Genomic DNA, 18,659 nt, shown 5'->3' with positions numbered 1-18,659 from the left:
CAGTGCCTGCAAACTACCGTTTCAGATCAATTTTTCAAAAAACCTCAAGAGGACACGATGGCCAGCAAGCTGGAAGCGCTCGCGCAGTGGGTCGATGAAGTTGCCGCCCTGACCCGCCCCGCGAAGATTCACTGGTGCGACGGCTCGGATGCCGAATATCAATCCCTGGTGCAGCAGATGCTGGCCGACGGCACCCTGATCGAACTGAACCAGCAGACCCATCCGGGCTGCTACCTGCACCGCTCCCACCCCACCGATGTGGCCCGGGTCGAACACCTCACCCTGGTCTGCCACCCGAACCAGGAAGACGCCGGCCCGAACAACCACTGGATGGACCCGGCCGAGGCGCACGCGAAGATCGACGCCCTGTTCGACGGCTGCATGGCCGGCCGCACCATGTACGTGATCCCGTACTGCATGGGCCCGATCGACTCGCCGCTGTCGCGCTGCGGCGTGGAGATCACCGACAGCCCGTACGTGGTCGCCAACATGAAGATCATGACCCGCATGGGCGCCGCCGCGCAGGCGCGCATCGAGCGCGAGGGCACGTTCGTGAAGGGACTGCACTCCAAGGGCGAACTCGACCCCGAGCGCCGCTGGATCATGCACTTCCCCGCCGAGCTCTCGATCAAGTCCTACGGCTCGGGCTACGGCGGCAACGCGCTGCTGGGCAAGAAGTGCCACGCACTGCGCATCGCCTCGAACCAGGCCCGCACGGAAGGCTGGCTGGCCGAGCACATGCTGATCGTGGGCATCGAGAACCCGCAGGGCGAAACGCACTACGTCGCCGCCGCGTTCCCCTCCGCCTGCGGCAAGACCAACCTCGCCATGCTGATTCCACCGGAAGGCTACCGCCAGGCTGGCTGGAAAGTGTGGACCGTGGGCGACGACATCTGCTGGATGCGTCCCGGCGCGGATGGACGGCTATATGCGATCAACCCAGAAGCGGGTTTCTTCGGCGTGGCACCGGGCACCAGCAACGCCACCAACCCGAACGCGCTGAAGAGCATTTCGCGCGACACCATCTTCACCAACGTCGCGGTCACCGCCGACAACCAGCCGTGGTGGGAAGGCCTGCCCGGCACGCCGGTCACCGACTGGCAGGGGCGTCCATATGACCCGGCCAATGGCCCGGCCGCCCATCCCAACTCCCGCTTCACGGTCAGCGCGCGCCAGTGTCCGACCTGGTCGGAAATGGCCGAAGCGCCCCAAGGCGTGCCGATCAGCGCGATCGTGTTCGGCGGCCGTCGCCCCTCGCTGCTGCCGCTGGTGATGGAATCGCGCGACTGGACGCACGGCGTGCTGATGGGCGCCGCGATGGGTTCGGAAACCACCGCCGCCGCCACCGGCGCGGTCGGCGTGCTGCGCCGCGACTCGATGGCGATGAAGCCGTTTGCCGGTTATCACTACGGCGACTATTTCGCGCATTGGCTGTCGTTCGACCAGCCGGGCGCGAAGCTGCCGAAGGTGTTCCACGTCAACTGGTTCCGCAAGGGCGCCGACGGCAAGTTCCTGTGGCCGGGCTTCGGCGACAACCTGCGCGTGCTGGAATGGATGATCGATCGCGCCGAAGGCCGCGTCAGCGGTGTGGAGACGCCGATCGGCATCCTGCCGGCCGAGGGCGAGCTGAAGCTGGACGGCCTCAGGCTCGACCAGGCGCACGTGGACGAACTGCTCGACGTGGACCAGGCCGGCTGGCAGGCCGAACTGGCCGCCATCGGCGACTACCTGCAGACCTTCGCCCCGCGCCTGCCCGAGTCGTTGCAACGGGAGCAGCAGCGGGTTGCCGACGCACTGGACAGGGTCAGCGAGCAGCCGCGCCGCGAAGCGACGGCGTCCTGAAGTGACCGATCGCGGGCAGGCCGCCACGACCTGCCCGCGCGGCTTCAAACCCTTTCGCGCGGTGGCGCATCCAAGCTGGCAAGATGAACGCCGCCTGCCCCGCTCTCGGAAGCACCATGTCGCCTGCCCCAGCGGGAACCAACGACAGCGATGACGTGCGCGCCGCCGCTGCCGGCGACCGCCGCGCATTCCAGCGGCTGTACCAGTTGCACGTGGGACGTGTGCACGGCGCGGTGTACCGGCTCGCCGGCTACGACCACGCGCGCGCCGAGGATCTCACCCAGGACGCCTTCATCCGTGCATGGCAGAAACTGCCGGGCTTCCGCCATGAAAGCGCGTTCGGCACCTGGCTGTACCGTCTGGCGGTGAACGTGGCGCTGATGGACATCCGCGCCCGCGGCGCCGATCCGGTCAGCATGATGGACGAGGAAGACCTTCCCGACGCCGGCGGCACGCCGTTCTGCGCCGCCGAGCGCGAGGAACTGGAACACGCCGTGGGCAAGCTGCCCCCGCGGGCCCGCGCAGTGCTGGTGCTGCACGACGTCGAAGGCTGGAAGCACGAGGAAATCGGTGCCGAACTGGGCATGGCGGTGGGCACCTCGAAAGCGCAGTTGCACCGCGCCCGCGGCCTGCTGCGCAAGGTATTGGGAGAAAGCTCATGAATGAATTCGAATGGCGTCGACAGATGCGCGAGCTGTGCCAGCCGATGTCACCATCGCGTGACCTCTGGGCGGGCATCGACTCGGCGCTCGATCAGGCCGAACACCGCGACGTCAGCGCAGGCAACCATGCCCCCGCGCATCGGCGACGCTGGCTGTTCGGTGCGGCACTCGCCGCATCGCTGCTGCTGGCCGCCGGCATCGGCTGGCACGCCACGCGCGGCCCGGCCGACATGGTGACCACCCGGGTCGCCGCGAGCACTACCTCGTGGAAGCCATCCGATCCACGCCTCAGCGGCGCCGCCATCGAACTGGACGCCGCCCGCATGGAACTGCAACTGGCGATCCGGCAGGCGCCTGACTCGCTCGCGCTGCACCGTCTGCTCGGCCGCACCGAACAGCAACAATCCCAACTTCGCCAACTGGCCAACCAGTCCGGCTGATACATCAAGGAACAAGCATGAAAACCGCACGCTATCTTCCGTTGCTGCTTTGCCTCTGCATCGGCCAGGCCCTGGCCGACACGCCGATCAACCTGCACCACGACGCCTCGGCTACCGCCAGGGTCAGCATCAGCAATGTCGCCGGCACGGTGAACGTGATCGCCTGGGATCGCAATGAGGTGCAGGTCAGCGGCCGCCTCGGCGAGGGCGCCAAGCCATTGGCGATCACCGGCAGCAAGGATCGCCTGGAAATCAAGGTGGAACCCAAGGGAAGCTCCGGCGGCTGGTTCAACTGGGGCGGCGACAACAACATGTCCGCCACCACGCTGGAACTGCATGTACCCAGGGCCGCCTCGCTCGAGGTCGACGTGGTCAGCGCACCGCTGGTGATCGACGGCATGGATGGCGGCAGCATCGAGGTCAATACCGTGAGTGGCAAGGCGCGCATCAATGCACGCACGCCCTCGCTGACGGTGGACAGCGTCAGCGGCGGCATCGAGCAGGCCGGGCATGCGGACAAGGTCGAGCTGCAGACCGTCAGCGGCGACATCCTCGCTCCCTCACTCGGCAACCACGTCGAACTGCAAACCATCTCCGGCCGCATCCAGGCCAGCGGCGGGCCCTGGCAGAAACTCACGCTCAGCACGGTATCGGGCAACGTCCAGTTGAACGGCGGGCTGACCGCCGACGGCAGCATCAATATCGACAGCATGAGTGGCGACGTGCAATTGCAGGTTCCCGCCGGCACGAATGCAAGCCTGCACGCCACCAGCTTCAGCGGCAATCTGCGCAGCGACTTCGGCACGGCAACCCAACCCGAACATGGCCCGGGCAGCTCGCTCGATGCCCGCCTGGGCAACGGCCAGGGCAAGATCAACGTCGAGACCTTCAGCGGCGACCTGCGCGTGCGCCGGCAGGACTGAACAGGTCGGCGTGGCCCTGCCCGCGCCATGCACAAATGAAAACGCCGTCGCGCAAGCGACGGCGTTTCTGTTCCGGTGAGATCCTGGCTGCGGCAAAAGCCGCCGCTCAGAGATCCTGGTGGTACTGCACGTAGGGCGTACGCGACTGGTCCGGCTCGGGACCCGCCGGCGTATTGGCCGGCGTGCCGGAGGACCACAGGTTCTGCGCGCCGACGCTCAGCGAGCCGCGCCACGGCAGGCGCCAGGTCACGCCCAGATCGATGCTGTTCCAGCGGCGATCGGCATTGAGGTCGCCAGGGATGGCCACCTGTGGTTGCATCGTGCGGCCCGTCAGCACACCGCTCAACGAGCCGTGATCGACGCCGAAGCTCAGCGCCTTCTGATCCAGCGTGTCGACGCCGAGCAGGTTGCCGGGAAGCAGATGGATGCGACCGACGCTGGCACCCAGGTCGATGCCGCTCTTGCTGCCCAGCGCGAGACGGCCGCGGGCATTGAGCTGTGCGCTGTTGTCGAAACTGGAAAGGCCATCCACGCCCGGCGCCGCACCCGGCAGGACGCGCGGCAGGACATTGCCCGCGTTCGGCGCGCTGTTGGTGCCCACGCTGACGCCCACGCTGTAGCGGTCGGTCGCATAGGTGGCGCCCACTTCGCTGCCGCGCAAACGCTGCCCCGGATGGGTCCAGGAAAGCTCGCTCACCTCGGCATGTGCCTGCAGGCGGGGGCCGAGTCCGTATTCCACGCCGGTGCTGGTCACGCTGGAGCCGTCCAGCACCCGCAACGCCAGCGGCGAATGGCTGGCCATGGCTTCGGCCGTGCTGCTGCGATCGGTCTTCAGCGACAGCACATGGCCATCGGCCGTGCGCCACAGCGGTACCATCGTGCCCGCGTCCGCCCGGGTGGCGGAAGCCGCCGGCTGCGCCAGCAAGGCATCGGCCACCCCGCTGTCGGCGCCCACGGACTGACCGGCCGCGGCAAGCGGCAAGGCAAAGGTCAGCAGGAGGGCGGAGAGACGGCGCATGGTCGGAACCGGTGACTCACTCGAACAGAAGCGTGATTGGGGGCAAGTGTACCCCGTTTTACGTTTTGCTAACACCCTGAAAAGCTGCCGAAACGCACATATCGGGGACTCGGCGAGCACATTCGACCCCCGGCCGGCGCGGGGGTTCCCCGGGCTGACGCTGGCGGGGCAGCGGGTTTACACGATATAAAGGCGTGTCATCCCGGCTCAACCAGGTCGTCCCGGAAGCAGCCTTAGCCTCATGAGCGCCACACCGACGATCCGTCCCTCTCCGTCACCGCCGGTGTCGCGAGACCCTGCGGCCTTGCACGCGGCGGTCGAACGCCTGTTCGAGGCGGCGGATGCGGCTGGCGTGATGGAGATCTGCGAGCTGGTGCTGACCCATTTCGGGGTCCAGGGGCATCTGCGCTGGCGCCGGCGCGACGAACAGGTCGCGCACCTGGCTGGCCAGCTGGATCTCGCCGAAGACCCGCAAGGTTCGCGCACCCTGATCCTGGAATGGGCCGACCTGCCGCTGGCCGAGGTCACGCGCGACCAGCTGGAGTGGCTGGGTCGGCTGGCCGACATCCGCCTGCGCCAGTTGGCCGAGACCAGCCGCCTGTACGAGGCCATTTCGCGCCTGGCCCTGGCCGAGCGCCTGCAACGCGCGCTCTACGCCATCGCCGAACAGGCGGGCGCCGGGCATGACATGCCCGAGATGATGCGCTCGCTGCATGCCATCGTCAGCAGCCTGATGTACGCGGAAAACTTCTACATCGTGCTGTACGACGCGGCGACCGACACGGTTCGCTTTCCCTATTACGTCGACATCGCCGACACCGATCCGCCGCCGCCGGACCAGAGCGTGCCGATGCACGAGCTGCTGCACAGCCTGACCTGGAACCTGTTGCAGGAAGGCCGGCCGCTGATGGGTTCCATCGACGAGCTGAGGCAGCAGTTCGGCGACCGCTTCGTGCTGGTCGGCCCCAGCTGCGAGCACTGGCTCGGCGCGCCACTGCTGCGCGCCGGTCGCGTGGTCGGCGGCATCGTGATGCAGAGCTATCGGCCGGACACGCACTATTCGCGGCACGACCTGGACCTGCTCAACTACGTGGCCCAGCACGTGCAGACGGCACTGGAACGGCGCGAGGCCCACATCGAACTGGGACGGCGCGTCACCGACCGCACGGCGGCGCTGCGCGAGGCCAACCGCGTGCTGCGCCAGCAGGTGCTGCAGCGTCAGCGCGGGGAACGCCTGCAGGCGGCGCTGTTCCGCATCGCGGAACTGGCCAACACCGCCGAAAGCCTGGAGAAGTTCTACGCCGCCACCCACCAGGTGATCAGCGGGCTGCTGTACGCGCGCAATTTCTACATCGCCCTGGTCGACGAGGAAAGCGGGCAGCTCACCTTCCCGTATTCGGTGGACGACATCGACAACGTGCGTCCACCGCGCGCGCACGGTCGAGGCGCCACCGAATATGTGCTGCGCCACGCGAAGCCGCTGCTGGCAACGCCGGCCGAGATCGAGCGGCTCAGCGCGCTCGGCGAGATCAGCCACTTCGGCACCCGTTCGGTGTGCTGGCTTGGCGTGCCGCTGATCTGGGGCGGCAAGGCGACCGGCGTGCTGGCGCTGCAAAGCTACTCGCCCGAACACACCTACAACGAGCGCGACCAGGAACTGCTGACCTTCGTCAGCTACCACATCGCCAACGCGTTGCAACGCAAGCAGGCGGCGACCTCGCTGAAGCAGGCCTACGCCGGGCTGGAACGCCGCGTCACCGAGCGCACCCGCGCCCTGGCACTGGCCAATCGCGACCTGCGTGAACAGATCGCCGAGCGCGAGCGGGTCGAGCGCCGGCTGAAGTACGAGACACTGCACGACTCGCTGACCGGCCTGCCGAACCGCACCCTGTTGCTGCAACGCCTCGAACAGGCAATGCAGCGTTACATCGCCAATCCGAACGAACAGTTCGCGGTGCTGTTCATCGACCTGGACCGCTTCAAGGTGATCAACGACTCGGTCGGGCACCTGGTCGGCGACGACCTGCTGTTCCAGGTGGGTGGCAGGATTCGCGCCTGCCTGAAAACGCGCGACGTGGTGGCGCGGCTGGGTGGCGACGAGTTCGCCGTGCTGCTGGAAGGCATCGTGGACACCGCCAAGCCGATGCTGATCGCCGATCGCATCATCAGCGAACTGCAGACGCCGTTCCGGCTTGGCACCAAGGAGATCTTCACCTCGGCGTCGATCGGCATCGCGCTGTCCAGCCCGCATTACCGCCAGCCCGAGGAACTGCTGCGCGACGCCGACGCGGCGATGTACAACGCCAAGGATGGCGGTCGCCATCGTGCAGCGATGTTCGACGACCGCCTGCGCCGCGAGGCGTTGTCGCTGCTGGACATGGAAAGCGACCTGCGCCACGCGCTCAGCCGCAACGAATTCGAGCCGTTCTACCAGCCGATCGTGGAACTCTCCGACGGACGCGTCACCGGTTACGAGGCGCTGCTGCGCTGGCATCATCCCGAACGCGGCCTGCTCTCGCCGGGCGATTTCCTGTTGATCGCCGAGGAATGCGGCTGCGCCGAGGCGATCGACTGGCAGATCTTCGAGCAGGTGTGCACCCAGGCCGTGCGCCTGATCGGTACCGAAGGCTTCATCAGCATCAACGTGTCCGGCCGGCACTTCCGGGTGGCCGATCTCGACCAGCGCCTGCTGGCGCTGTTCAACCAGTACGCCGTGCCCACCCGCTGCATCCGCATCGAGGTCACCGAGCACGCGCTGCTGGAGAATCCGACCCAGGTCAAGCAGATGCTGCAGAACCTGCGCAGCCACGGCGTCGGCATCGCGCTGGACGACTTCGGCACCGGCTATTCCTCGCTCAGCTATCTCCACCAGTATCCGTTCGAGACGCTGAAGATCGATCGTTCCTTCATCACCGAGCTGCCGCCGGACGACACCGAGACCCAGGGCTTGGCGCTGGTGCGCGCGATCCAGGTGCTGGCCGATTCGCTGCAGATGAAGGTGATCGCCGAAGGCATCGAGGAAGAGTCGCAACGCCAGGCGCTGATGCGCGTGGGTTGCCGTTACGGCCAGGGATTCCTGTTCGCCCGGCCACAACCGGCCAGCACCTGGCTCAGTGCCGAAAAACCCCTGCTGCTGGCCTGAAGCAGTTCACTGCGCGGTACCTGGCGCCGCTGGCGCCGCACTGTCACTGAGCAGATGCTCGGCATCGATGCGGTCGAAGTGGTAGCGCTGCGCGCAAAACTCGCAGATCACCTCGATCTCGTTGTCGCGGGCCAGCAGGGCCGCTTCCACTTCCTCGCGACCCAGCGAACGCAGCATCGCCGTCACCCGTTCGCGGCTGCAGCTGCATCCGAATGCCAGCGGCCGAGGTTCGAACAGGCGCACCGACTCCTCGTGATAAAGGCGATACAGCAGCTGCTCCGGCGCAACGCCCAGCAATTCCTCCACGCCCAGGGTCGCGGTGAGCTGCAGCACGCGGTTCCAGGCGTCCTCGTCGTGCACGGCGTCGATGCCACCCTCGCCCGGCAACTTCTGCAGCATCAGTCCGACGGCATGTTCGCCATCGGCGGCCAGCATGATGCGCGCCGGCAACTGCTCGGACTTCACGAAGTAGTCCTCCAGCGAATCGGCCAGACCGGCGTGCCGCAACTCGACCAGGCCCTGGTAACGCTGGCCGCGATCCACATTGCCGATGGTGATTGCCATGATCGCATCGGACAACGCGTCCAGGGCCAGCGGTGCAGGCAATGGTTCATTCCAGCGAGCCAGTCCGCGCAGATGCCCCTGATCATTGCATTCGGCAAACAGCAGGCGCAGCGCGCCGGAGCTCTTCAGTTCCAGCGACAGCGCGCCATCGAGCTTGATGTTGCCGGTAAGCAGCGCGCTGGCCGCCAGCGCCTCGCCAAGCAGGCCGCGCAGCGGCAGCGGATATTCCGCGCGCGCCGCCACCTCGCGCCAGGCCGGCCCGAGCCGGACCAGCGCCCCGCGCACGCCGGCGCGTTCCAGCAGGAAGCGATGCAGCACGTCCTGGACGGGCAGGTTTACGTCTTCGACAGGCAGGTTTTCCACAATCGGGGATTCCGTTTCGATTCAATCGGCCGAGATGGGGTCGCCATGGCGCCCGCACAACGCCCCTTATACTGCCAGCCATGCCCGCCTTGTTCAGTCGCCTCCCGTTTCGTCGCCTGCTGCGATCGCTCGCCATTCTGCTGCTCGGCTGGCTGGCGCTGAGCTGGCTGCTGGTGCTGGTGTTGCGCTTCGTGCCGCCATGGACCTCGGCCGTCATGCTGGAACGGCAGCTCGGTGCCCTGATCCATGGCGAGAAGGACTTTCACCTGCGCCAGCACTGGGTCCCGTGGGAGCAGGTTTCGCCCTGGGTGCCGCTTGCGATGGTGGCCGGCGAGGACCAGAAGTTTCCCTATCACCACGGATTCGACCTCGACTCGATCCAGGACGCGCTCGACGCGGCCGATGACGGCAAGCGCCTGCGCGGGGCCAGCACGATCAGCCAGCAGACCGCCAAGAACCTGTTCCTGTGGAACGGCCGCAGCTTCGTGCGCAAGGGCCTGGAAGCGTACTTCACCGTGCTGATCGAACTGACCTGGCCCAAACAGCGCATCCTCGAGGTGTACGTGAACATCGCCGAGCTGGGCGACGGCGTCTACGGTGTCGGCGCGGCCAGCGAGATCTATTTCCACACCCCACCGGCACGACTGGGGCCGGCCCAGGCCGCCCGCCTGGCCGCGGTCCTGCCCAGCCCGCGCCGCATGCACGCAGACCGGCCCAGTGCCTACGTGCAGCGCCGGACGAACTGGATCCAGCAGCAGATGATGCAGCTGGGCGGAACCGGCTACGTCGAGGGCCAGGCTCCGGCACATCCGCCACGGCGGGGCCGTTGAGCCCGGCGGCAGGCATGGGCTCGCTGCTGCGCGCCACGATTCACAACTTCACTACACGCGCGAACCAAGGCGGCGCTAGACTCGGCACCGGGCAGCCCGTCCGTAGCCGAATGGGGATCCGCGCATGAGCCAGGTCAAACATCTTCTGCAAGGCAAGGGCAATGCGATCTACCGCGTTGCACCGGAAACCCCCGTCCTCGAAGCGATCAAGCACATGGCCGAGCATCGCGTCGGTGCGCTGCTGGTGATGCATGGCGAGAAGCTGGTCGGCGTGATGTCCGAGCGCGACTACGCGCGCAAGGTGATCCTGCAGGGCCGCTCCTCCTCGCAGACCGCGGTGTCCGACATCATGACCGGCACCCCGCTCACCGTTGGCCCCGACACCGACGTGTTCGACTGCATGCGCCTGTGCACCGACAGCCGCATCCGCCACCTGCCAGTGGTGGAAGGCGACACGGTGGTCGGGGTGATCTCCATCGGCGACCTGGTCAAGGCGGTGATCGACGCCCAGGCCGAACAGATCGAGCATCTGGAGCGCTACATCACCAGCTGAGATTCGGGAGAGCCCGCCTCAAAGCGGCGCTTCCGCATCCGTGTTCGCGCGCACCCTTTCTTCCGGCTCCAGGTCCGGCGACCAGCCTGCACGGCGGGACACCAGCGTCGCCAGCGCCGCCACACCCGCGCCGGCGAGCGCCAGTCCGCCGATGCCCCAGCCCAGCATCCGCAGCCAGCTCACCGCACTGGTCACCACCAGGTCACCGAAGCGCCACACCGCGGTCTCGACGAAGTTCTTGCCCTTGTAGCGCATCTCGCGCGGCACCCGCGTATACAACGCATCCACCGCGGGCTTGGTCATGCCGTAGGCAAAGCCGCGCGTGATTACCAGCATCACCGCCAGCAACAACGGCACGCTGTAGCCGAAGAACGAAACGCTGCCGCTGCCGATCAGCGCCACCGCAGCCAGCAAAACCAGATTCACCAGCGACGGCACGACCAGGCCCCAGCCGGCGCCGCGACGCACCAGCAGCCACGGCGTGATGCTCAGTTGCAGCGCCGCGCCGAGCAGGTTGGTGGCCAGATCCAGATTGTTGTAGAACGCCGTGCGCGCCACGGCATCGGCGAAATTCGCCTTGGCGTAATCGGCCACCATCGCGTACGCCAGCGTGCCGATGCCGTCACCGAACAGCATCAGCAAGGCCATGTAGCGCAGGAAGGGATGTGACCACAGCTGCTTGATGCCGGCCCACAACGAGCCGCCGATCACCTCGTCGCCCTGGCTGCCGGGCTGACGATCGTGACTGGCGGAAAGACGCAGCAACAGGATCATCGATGCGGTCAACGACACCGATGACACCAGCAGCAGTGGCGCGACGCCGATCAGATGCACCAGCAGCTTGGTCACCAGCGGCCCGAAGATCGCACCGGCCATGCCACCCAGCGCGATCAGCGAGAACACGCGCCGCGCCTGGCCGCTGGAGAAGATGTCCGCCATGAAGCTCCAGAACAGCGACACCACGAACAGGTTGAACACGCTGACCCAGACGAAGAACACCACGCCCAGTTCGCGCGCACCGATCCGGTCCTGCGCCATGAAGGCCGGCACGAACGCGAGCAGGCACACGATGAAGAAGCTGTAGCTCCAGCCCAGCAGCTGGCGACGCGGAAAACGCGCCACCAGGGCGCCGAACAGCGGCGTCATCAGCAGCATCACCACGAACACCGCGCCGTAGAACAACGGCAGCGACTGCGAACCGACCGCACCGCTCAACTGGTCACGCACCGGCCGGATGATGTAATACGAAGTCATCACGAAGAAGAACGCCAATGCGGAGAGCATCGGCGCTGCAGCTTGTTTCACCATGGTCCGACGGTACAGACTCACTTCGCACATCCGGCGTGGGGCGCGGCAAGCCTAGCACGCGACCATGTTCACTCTTCGGGGGCAGCAGCTTGATGGATCGCCATGACTACATCATCGTCGGCGCCGGCTCGGCCGGCTGCGTGCTGGCCAACCGGCTCAGCGCCAACCCGGCCACGCGCGTGTTGCTGCTGGAGGCGGGCCCGACCGACTGGAACCCGCTGATCCACATGCCCGCCGGCATCGCGCGGCTGGCCAACAATCGCCGCCTCAACTGGAACTACCGCACCGAAGCGGAGCCTGCGCTCAACCAGCGCCGACTGTGGTGGCCGCGCGGCAGGACGCTGGGCGGTTCCAGCTCGATCAACGCGATGTGCTACATCCGCGGGGTCGCCGCCGATTACGACGAGTGGGCCCGGCTCACTGGCGACCCGCGCTGGTCGTGGAACGAGGTGCTGCCCTGGTTCGTGCGCAGCGAAGACAACAGCCGCGGCGATAGCCCATTGCACGGCATGCACGGTCCGCTCGGCGTATCCGACCTGCGTCACGTCAACCCGTTGTCACGGGTGCTGATCGAGGCGACCGCCAGTGCGGGGCATCCGCGCAACGACGATTTCAATGGCGTCGGCCAGGCCGGCTTCGGCCTGTACCAGGTCACCCAGCGTGACGGCGCCCGCTGCTCGACGGCAGCGGCGTTCCTGAAACCGGTGCGCGGTCGCGCCAACCTGCAGGTGCGCACGGGCGCGCTGGTCGAGCGCGTGCTGATCGAGCACGGCCGCGCCATCGGCGTGCAGTTGCGCCGCGGCCGGCACGGCACGGAACGGATCGAGGGCGGCGAGGTGATCCTCGCCGCGGGCGCGATCAACTCGCCGCAACTGCTGATGCTGTCGGGACTGGGCCCGGCCGATCACCTGCGCAACCACGGTATCGCGGTGCAGGCGGACCTGCCCGGCGTCGGCGGCAACCTGCAGGACCATCTGGACATCTGCACGCTCGATGGCAATGCGACCCGGATCAGCTATGACCACCTCAACGAACTGTCCGCGGGCCTGCGCTGGTTGCGCCACCGCGATGGACCGGGCAGTTCCAACGTGGCCGAGGCCGGCGGTTTCGTGCGCAGCCGCTTCGCCGGCGACGAGCGTTGCGACCTGCAGTTCCATTTCGTGCCGGCACTGCTCGACGATCACGGCCGCCACCGCCTGCCAGGCTACGGCTATACGCTGCACGCCTGCTACCTGCACCCGCGCAGCCGCGGCCGGTTGCGCCTGCACTCGGCCGATCCGGCGCAACCGATCGCGATCCACGCGAATTACCTGGGCGACCCGGAAGGCCATGACCTGAAGCTGATGATCGAGGCCGCGCGGCTGTCGCGCGAGATCCTGGACCAGCCTGCATTCGCCCCCCATCGTGGCGCCCCGGTGTTTCCCGAACGCCGCATCGACACCGACGCCGAATACACCGACTTCATCCGACGCAAGGCGGAAACCATCTATCACCCGGTCGGCACCTGCCGCATGGGCAACGACGATCACGCGGTGGTCGACAGCGAATTGCGCGTGCGCGGCATCGATGGCCTGCGCGTGGTCGATGCCTCGGTGATGCCAGCGCTTCCCACCGGCAACACCAATGCACCGACGATCATGATCGCCGAGCGGGCGAGCGCGTTGCTGACGGGAAGCGGCGCGAGTCAGGCAGTGGCCTGATTCACCCCGTTACCGAGCGGCACCGGACAATGCAGGCTGGCGCAGATCACGCGCAGCAGTTCGGCTTCTTCCACGCTGACCAGGTCGTCGGCGTTGATTGCCGCCACGAGAGCCTGGATCACCAGCTCCTTGGCGATCGGCAGGAGGTCGTCCAGATCGTCCAGCGCGCGCTCGAACGGCGCCTGCCAGGCCGCTGGCGGCGGCGTCCATTCGATCGCCTCGCCGGGAAAGACGCTCTGCATCGCCACCAGCCAGGCGCGCCGCGCGCGGGCTTCGTCGGAACAACCGCCCGCGGCAACCACGGCGCAGACCATGATGACGCTGGCGCGGCAAGCCGGCAGCTTCTTCGCGCCATCGATCGGCGCACGTCGAGGCTGCTGCGCCTCGCTCAGCTGCAGGCGCAGCAGCCGGGCCAGACAATACTCGTTGAGGTCGACCCGGCCATCGGCATGGACCAGCGCATCAAGCGTGTTCTGCACGGTCTGCTGACGCGCCGGCGGCAACTGCTTCAGCGCGGGGAAGGCCAGCGAGGCCAGCGGCAGCCGGGCAATCGGCGGCAGTTTCACCACTTCAGCGGCGAGGCCCTGCACCGCCTGGTGCACATCGTCGCCAAAGGCATCGGCGATGATGCGCCGTTGCGACGGCTGCGGTCCGGCCGCTGAGGCGGTCAGCGCCAGCACCACCGCAAGCGCCGACTCGGGCTGCTGCGCGGCTTCCCGCAAGCGCGTGGGCAGCGCCTGATGCAATGCCGCCGCGCGCTGGAACTGTCCGCCGGCCGGCGTGCCCGCGCTCGCCAACGCGCCGGCCAGCAGCGACGGCACGACGGGAGGGATCGCCGCTCCGGGAATGACCCCGGCACGCATCGCTGCCACAGCCGGTGCCGATGCCGACAAGGGGCTGGCCGCAGCTGGCATGGCCGCGCGCTGCATCGCCACGCCAATCCGGACCAGTTCCTCTTCGCGAAAACCCGGTTCCAGTGCACGAATGCGCTGCAGCAGCGGCGGATGGGTGGCGAACAGCGCATTGAAACGGCCGGCCTCGCCGAACAGCATGTGTGCCACCTCCTGCTTGTTCGCCATCTGCAGGCGCGAGCCCTCGCCGAGCGCCGCGATCTTCTTCAGCGCGCCGGCAATGCCGTCGGTCTGGCGGGTGAACTGCACGGCCGAGGCATCGGCCAGCGCCTCGCGCGAACGCGACACCGCAGCCTGGATCAGCCGCGCGAAGAAGTAGCCGATGTAGCCGACCACGATCAGCGCCAGCCCGATCAGCACCACCTGCCCGCCACCGCCACGCCGACTGCTGCGGCCACCGCCGAACCCGATCACCCGCCGCCCTGCGATCGCCAGCACCAGGACGCCGAACAGCAGGCCCATCAGCCGGATGTTCAGTCGCATGTCGCCGTTCAGCACATGGCTGAACTCGTGCGCGATCACGCCCTGCAATTCATCGCGGGTGAGCTGGTCCAGGCAACCGCGGGTCACGCACACCGCGGCGTCCGATGCCGAGTAGCCCGCGGCGAACGCGTTGATGCCGGGCTCGTCCGCCAGCAGGCAGATGTCCGGCACCGGCACACCGGCCGCAATCGCCACTTCCTCGATCACGTTGCGCAGCTGGCGCAATGCGGGGTCGCGGGTATCGACCGGTACCACCACCGCGCCCACGCTTTCGGCGACGGCCCTGCCGCCGCCGGACAGGCTCCTGATGCGGAACCACGAACTGAGCCCGATGCCGGCGATCACCGCCAGGCTGCTGCCGAGCAGCAGCGGCAGGTTTGAGCGCGCCGGCCCGCCGTCCACCGGGTGATGACCCAGCGTGAACCACACCACGGCATCGATCGCCGCCACGATGGCGGCCACCGCCAGCACGAACAGCACGACCAGGCGCCGGCTGCTGCCACGCACGCGAGCCTGCTGCGCAAAGAAATCCATGGAGACTCCCGGACCCGCTTCGTGGCGTGAGCCACGAAGCGACAGCGATCAGCTGAAGGACACCTTGGGCACGTCGCGCGCGGCGGGATTCTCGATCTTCAAGGGTTCGGCGGCGGCGAAACCGAAACTGTTGGCCACGAACGAGGCGGGAAACACTTCGCGCCTGTTGTTGTAGGTCAGCACGGAATCGTTGTACGCCTGCCGCGCGAAGGCCACCCGGTTCTCGGTCGAGGTGAGTTCTTCGGACAGCTGCATCATGGTCTGGTTCGCCTTCAGGTCGGGATAGGCCTCCTGCAGCGCGAACAAATGACCCAAAGTCTGTGTCAAAGCATTTTCACTGCTGGCCAGCTGCTGCATCGCAGCCGCGTCACCCGGCCTGGCCTTGGCACCGGCCAGCCCGTTCACCGCGGCGTTGCGCGCCTGCACCACGGCCTCGAGGGTACCCCGCTCGTGGGCGAGGTAACCCTTGGCCGTCTCGACCAGGTTCGGGATCAGGTCATGCCGGCGCGTCAGTTGCACGTCAATCTGCGCAAACGCGTTCTTGTAGCCGTTGCGCGAAGTCACCAGTCCGTTGTAGATCGCCACGAAGTACAAGACAATCAGAACGACGACAATCAGAACAATGATCAGACCCATCGACAAATTCCCCACCCTGAGGCGCATCCCCACGCCGGAACCAGATCAGAATACCATGCAGTTTCACAAGCTCTTCTTGCTGGTCGCAGGCGCTCTCGGGCTGGCCTGCGCGCCGCTTTGCGCGCAGGCGGCGCCCTCTTCCGCCGCATCGGCACCAGCGCCCACCAGCGTGAGTCAGGCACCGCAGAAGTTGCCGGCGGCACGCGTCAAGCAGACACTCGCGGACTACCAGCGCTGGCTCAATCGCGTCGCGCAACGCGATGCGGTCGCCGGGCTCGCCACCGCCGTGGTGATCGATGGCAAGGTGGTCTACGAGGGCACGATCGGCTACACCGATGCCACCACGAAGGATCCGATCACGCCGCATACCGTGTTCCGCCTGGCATCGCTGTCCAAGGCCTTCGCCACCGCGATCACCGGCCTTCTGGTCGACGACGGCAAGCTCGGCTGGGATACGAAGCTGCTCGACGTGCTGCCGTATTTCAAGCTGAAGGACATGCAGGCTGCCGCGCAGGCCACCGTCGGCGACATCCTGGGGCAGCGGCTGGGCCTGCCGCGCAACACCTACGACAACATGCTCGAAGGCGACACCTCCTACGAGGAACTCGTGCGCAAGCTGGACGAGGTCGACATGGTCTGCGGCGTCGGTCAGTGCTACGGCTACCAGAACGTCGCCTTCAGCATGATCGGCGACGTGGTGCTCGCGCGTACCGGCGACTTCTTCTATCACCAGGTCGACAAGCGCATCTTCTATCCGCTGGGCATGACCACTGCGAGCTATGGACGCGCCGCCCTGGAATCCAGCAAGAGCTGGGCGCGACCGCATCGTGGCAGCAGCCGCGGCTGGATTCCGTTCGATCCGAACGAGACCTACTACCGGGTGGCTCCCGCCGCCGGCGTCAACGCCAGCATCCGCGACATGGAGAAATGGCTGATCGCGCAGATGGGCGGACGCCCCGACGTGTTGCCGCCTTCGCTGCTCGACGTCCTGCACGCGCCGGGCGTGTCCACGCCCAGCGAACTGCACGCCACGCCCTGGCGTCGCGCACGGCTTGCCGACGCCCACTATGCACTGGGCTGGCGCGTGTACGAGTACGGCGGTGAAACCCTGATCTATCACGCCGGCGCCGTAGCCGGCTACCGCACCATGATCGGCTTCTTCCCGAAATATCGCGCCGGCGTGGTCACCTTGTGGAACTCCACCGGCCCCACGCCCAGCGGGCTGATGCCGATGGTGCTGGACGACCTGCTCGGCCTGCCACACGTCGACTGGGCCGAAATCGAAGGACCCGCAAAGGCCGCGGCGCCGACCAAGGCCAGGAACCCGAAGCACCAGCCACGCGCGCGCCACCGGCCGGCACGCAAGCACTGAGAGCGCGCGGCGTTGGCGCAAGGCGGTTCTCGCTCGCGCCGTGACCGCGGCATTCAGGCGAGTGCGGACATGCACCTGGCTCGCCATGGAAGAAAGCCGCGGGAAGCCACCTTCTTCGCGAACCCGGATTTCCGCCGGCCGAAAAAAAGGCGGCGCATGCAGGGCATGCGCCGCCAGTTCATCGCTCACTTCCGGATCAGAGCTTGAACTCGATCCGCTGCTGCTTGATGCTGGAAACCGCCTCACCGTTCTTCATCGCCGGCGTGAAGCGGTAGCGCTCCACGGCATCGATGGCCGCACGGTCGAATACATGGCGCGGCTGCGATTCGAGCACCTTTACGTCACTGGTCTTGCCGTCAGGATCGACGGTGAACGTGACCACGACCCAACCCTGCTGGCGCGTGCGCATGGCCGCGGTGGGATAGCGTGCCGGAGCCGCCTTCACCAGCACGGCGGCGGCGTTGGTCCCGGTCGCGCCGGACTGATCCGCACCGGCGGCCGCAGCGCCAGTCGAGTCGGTGGCGCTGGCTGCCGTCGAGGTCTGCTGACTCGCCTGTTGCGCCGCGCGCGCCTGTTGCGCCTTCTGCTGTTCGGCGGCCAGCGCCTTCTGCTGTTCGGCCAGCTGATCGGCGGCAGCCTTGTCCGCCGCCGCCTTCTGCGCGGCAAGCTGCGCCGCCTTCTCCTGATCCAGGGCCAGCTGTTGCTGCTTGTCCAGGGTCTTGCGCTGGGCATCCAGCTTGGAACGCAGGATGGTCAGCGTGAAGTTCGCCGGATCCGCCTTGGCCAGCAGATCGATCTGGCGCTGGGCCTCGTTGAAGTCACGCGAGTTGATCGCCTGCTCCGCCGAATTGGCTGCGAACGGGAACGTCTCGCGCAAGGCATCCGAAGCGACCTTGTTGCCCGGCTCCTTCTCCAGCACGCGCAGGTAGAACTCGAAGGCATTGTTGCCGGACGGCGCCAGATAGCGCTGCTCGTTCATGGCGGTGCGCGCCTCGGCGAGCAGCTGGTTCAAGTCCATCGCCGCCACGTTGGCCGGTGGCGGCGCCGCCCGCGTTGCAGTGGAAACCGGCGTGGACGGATGGCCACCCGAGTCGGCCATCACCAGATCCTGGTGCGGCTTGATGATGAGGAACCACGCGCCTACGGCAAGCAGGACAACGATGGCGATGACGGCAATCATGGTGGGGCGAATGGCCCCGCGCGCATGCCGGCGCGCATCAAGTATGTATCGGGTATCCATGGTCTCTCACTGAGTGTCGACAGATACCCGCGCTTTTTCCCCCTGTACACCCAGGAGCGACGAATCCCCCGGATTCACCGCGGCGCGGATGTGCAGAAGGTAACTCCAATGGGACAGCACGGCAAATGGCCCGCGAAT

General features: G+C 67.1%; 15 protein-coding genes. 9 read left to right on the top strand and 6 right to left on the bottom strand.

The genetic code is table 11. From position 1 onward, the window contains the following. Nucleotides 1-6 precede the first annotated feature (6 nt). From UU7_RS09295 to UU7_RS09280, 4 genes are all read left to right on the top strand, one after another. On the top strand, nucleotides 7-1,842 hold the full coding sequence (locus UU7_RS09295) for a phosphoenolpyruvate carboxykinase (GTP) (protein ID WP_338000497.1): 1,836 nt from the start codon (nucleotides 7-9) through the stop codon (nucleotides 1,840-1,842). 116 nt (nucleotides 1,843-1,958) lie between these two features. Then, the gene (locus UU7_RS09290) at nucleotides 1,959-2,504 is read left to right on the top strand and encodes an RNA polymerase sigma factor (protein ID WP_007807630.1); all 546 of its coding nucleotides are present in this window, start codon (nucleotides 1,959-1,961) and stop codon (nucleotides 2,502-2,504) included. After that, on the top strand, nucleotides 2,501-2,944 hold the full coding sequence (locus tag UU7_RS09285) for a hypothetical protein (RefSeq protein WP_007807628.1): 444 nt from the start codon (nucleotides 2,501-2,503) through the stop codon (nucleotides 2,942-2,944). The genes UU7_RS09290 and UU7_RS09285 overlap by 4 nt, the downstream gene beginning before the upstream one ends. Before the next feature lie 17 nt (nucleotides 2,945-2,961). Further along, nucleotides 2,962-3,867 (top strand): DUF4097 family beta strand repeat-containing protein, encoded by a 906-nt coding sequence (locus tag UU7_RS09280; protein ID WP_007807626.1) that lies wholly within the window; start codon nucleotides 2,962-2,964, stop codon nucleotides 3,865-3,867. 106 nt (nucleotides 3,868-3,973) lie between these two features. Here the strand turns inward: UU7_RS09280 and UU7_RS09275 are convergent, their stop codons facing one another. Beyond that, complete coding sequence (locus UU7_RS09275) at nucleotides 3,974-4,885, bottom strand: hypothetical protein (RefSeq protein ID WP_007807624.1); 912 nt, start codon at nucleotides 4,883-4,885, stop codon at nucleotides 3,974-3,976. Nucleotides 4,886-5,126: 241 nt separating this feature from the next. Here UU7_RS09275 and UU7_RS09270 point away from each other — a divergent pair, with 241 nt between their 5' ends. Continuing rightward, nucleotides 5,127-8,027 carry a bifunctional diguanylate cyclase/phosphodiesterase gene (locus UU7_RS09270; protein ID WP_040673170.1) on the top strand — a complete coding sequence of 967 codons (2,901 nt, stop codon included), beginning with the start codon at nucleotides 5,127-5,129 and terminating at the stop codon, nucleotides 8,025-8,027. Nucleotides 8,028-8,033: 6 nt separating this feature from the next. Here the strand turns inward: UU7_RS09270 and hslO are convergent, their stop codons facing one another. Next, nucleotides 8,034-8,954: an Hsp33 family molecular chaperone HslO gene (hslO, locus tag UU7_RS09265; protein ID WP_007807620.1), complete on the bottom strand. Its 921-nt coding sequence runs from the start codon at nucleotides 8,952-8,954 to the stop codon at nucleotides 8,034-8,036. An 80-nt stretch (nucleotides 8,955-9,034) separates the two neighbouring features. On the opposite strand from hslO, the gene mtgA reads away from it, so the two are divergent. After that, nucleotides 9,035-9,784 carry a monofunctional biosynthetic peptidoglycan transglycosylase gene (gene mtgA, locus UU7_RS09260; RefSeq protein WP_007807619.1) on the top strand — a complete coding sequence of 250 codons (750 nt, stop codon included), beginning with the start codon at nucleotides 9,035-9,037 and terminating at the stop codon, nucleotides 9,782-9,784. 124 nt (nucleotides 9,785-9,908) lie between these two features. Further along, the gene (locus UU7_RS09255; RefSeq protein ID WP_007807618.1) at nucleotides 9,909-10,337 is read left to right on the top strand and encodes a CBS domain-containing protein; all 429 of its coding nucleotides are present in this window, start codon (nucleotides 9,909-9,911) and stop codon (nucleotides 10,335-10,337) included. A gap of 18 nt (nucleotides 10,338-10,355) precedes the next feature. Here UU7_RS09255 and UU7_RS09250 read toward each other — a convergent pair whose 3' ends face one another. Next, the gene (locus UU7_RS09250) at nucleotides 10,356-11,621 is read right to left on the bottom strand and encodes an NTP/NDP exchange transporter (RefSeq protein WP_007807617.1); all 1,266 of its coding nucleotides are present in this window, start codon (nucleotides 11,619-11,621) and stop codon (nucleotides 10,356-10,358) included. A gap of 116 nt (nucleotides 11,622-11,737) precedes the next feature. Between UU7_RS09250 and UU7_RS09245 the strand changes: the two genes are divergently transcribed. After that, the gene (locus UU7_RS09245) at nucleotides 11,738-13,345 is read left to right on the top strand and encodes a GMC family oxidoreductase (RefSeq protein WP_007807616.1); all 1,608 of its coding nucleotides are present in this window, start codon (nucleotides 11,738-11,740) and stop codon (nucleotides 13,343-13,345) included. On the opposite strand, the gene UU7_RS09240 is transcribed toward UU7_RS09245, so the two are convergent. Then, entirely contained in the window at nucleotides 13,330-15,273 is a 1,944-nt protein-coding gene (locus UU7_RS09240) for a M48 family metallopeptidase (RefSeq protein ID WP_007807615.1), read from the bottom strand. The two genes, UU7_RS09245 and UU7_RS09240, sit on opposite strands and share 16 nt — an antisense overlap. 48 nt (nucleotides 15,274-15,321) lie before the next feature. After that, nucleotides 15,322-15,909 carry a LemA family protein gene (locus tag UU7_RS09235; RefSeq protein ID WP_007807614.1) on the bottom strand — a complete coding sequence of 196 codons (588 nt, stop codon included), beginning with the start codon at nucleotides 15,907-15,909 and terminating at the stop codon, nucleotides 15,322-15,324. Nucleotides 15,910-16,078: 169 nt separating this feature from the next. On the opposite strand from UU7_RS09235, the gene UU7_RS09230 reads away from it, so the two are divergent. Then, nucleotides 16,079-17,281: a serine hydrolase domain-containing protein gene (locus tag UU7_RS09230; RefSeq protein ID WP_238530918.1), complete on the top strand. Its 1,203-nt coding sequence runs from the start codon at nucleotides 16,079-16,081 to the stop codon at nucleotides 17,279-17,281. Between the two features lie 196 nt (nucleotides 17,282-17,477). Here the strand turns inward: UU7_RS09230 and UU7_RS09225 are convergent, their stop codons facing one another. Then, a complete protein-coding gene (locus UU7_RS09225) occupies nucleotides 17,478-18,521 on the bottom strand; it encodes an energy transducer TonB (RefSeq protein WP_040673169.1) in 1,044 nt (347 codons plus the stop codon). Nucleotides 18,522-18,659 lie beyond the last annotated feature (138 nt).

Origin of the sequence: Rhodanobacter spathiphylli B39, assembly GCF_000264295.1 — a bacterium.
GTDB classification, from domain to species: Bacteria; Pseudomonadota; Gammaproteobacteria; order Xanthomonadales; family Rhodanobacteraceae; genus Rhodanobacter; species Rhodanobacter spathiphylli.
Note: the sequence above shows the minus strand (reverse complement) of the source record. Positions and strands in the feature narration are given on the sequence as shown.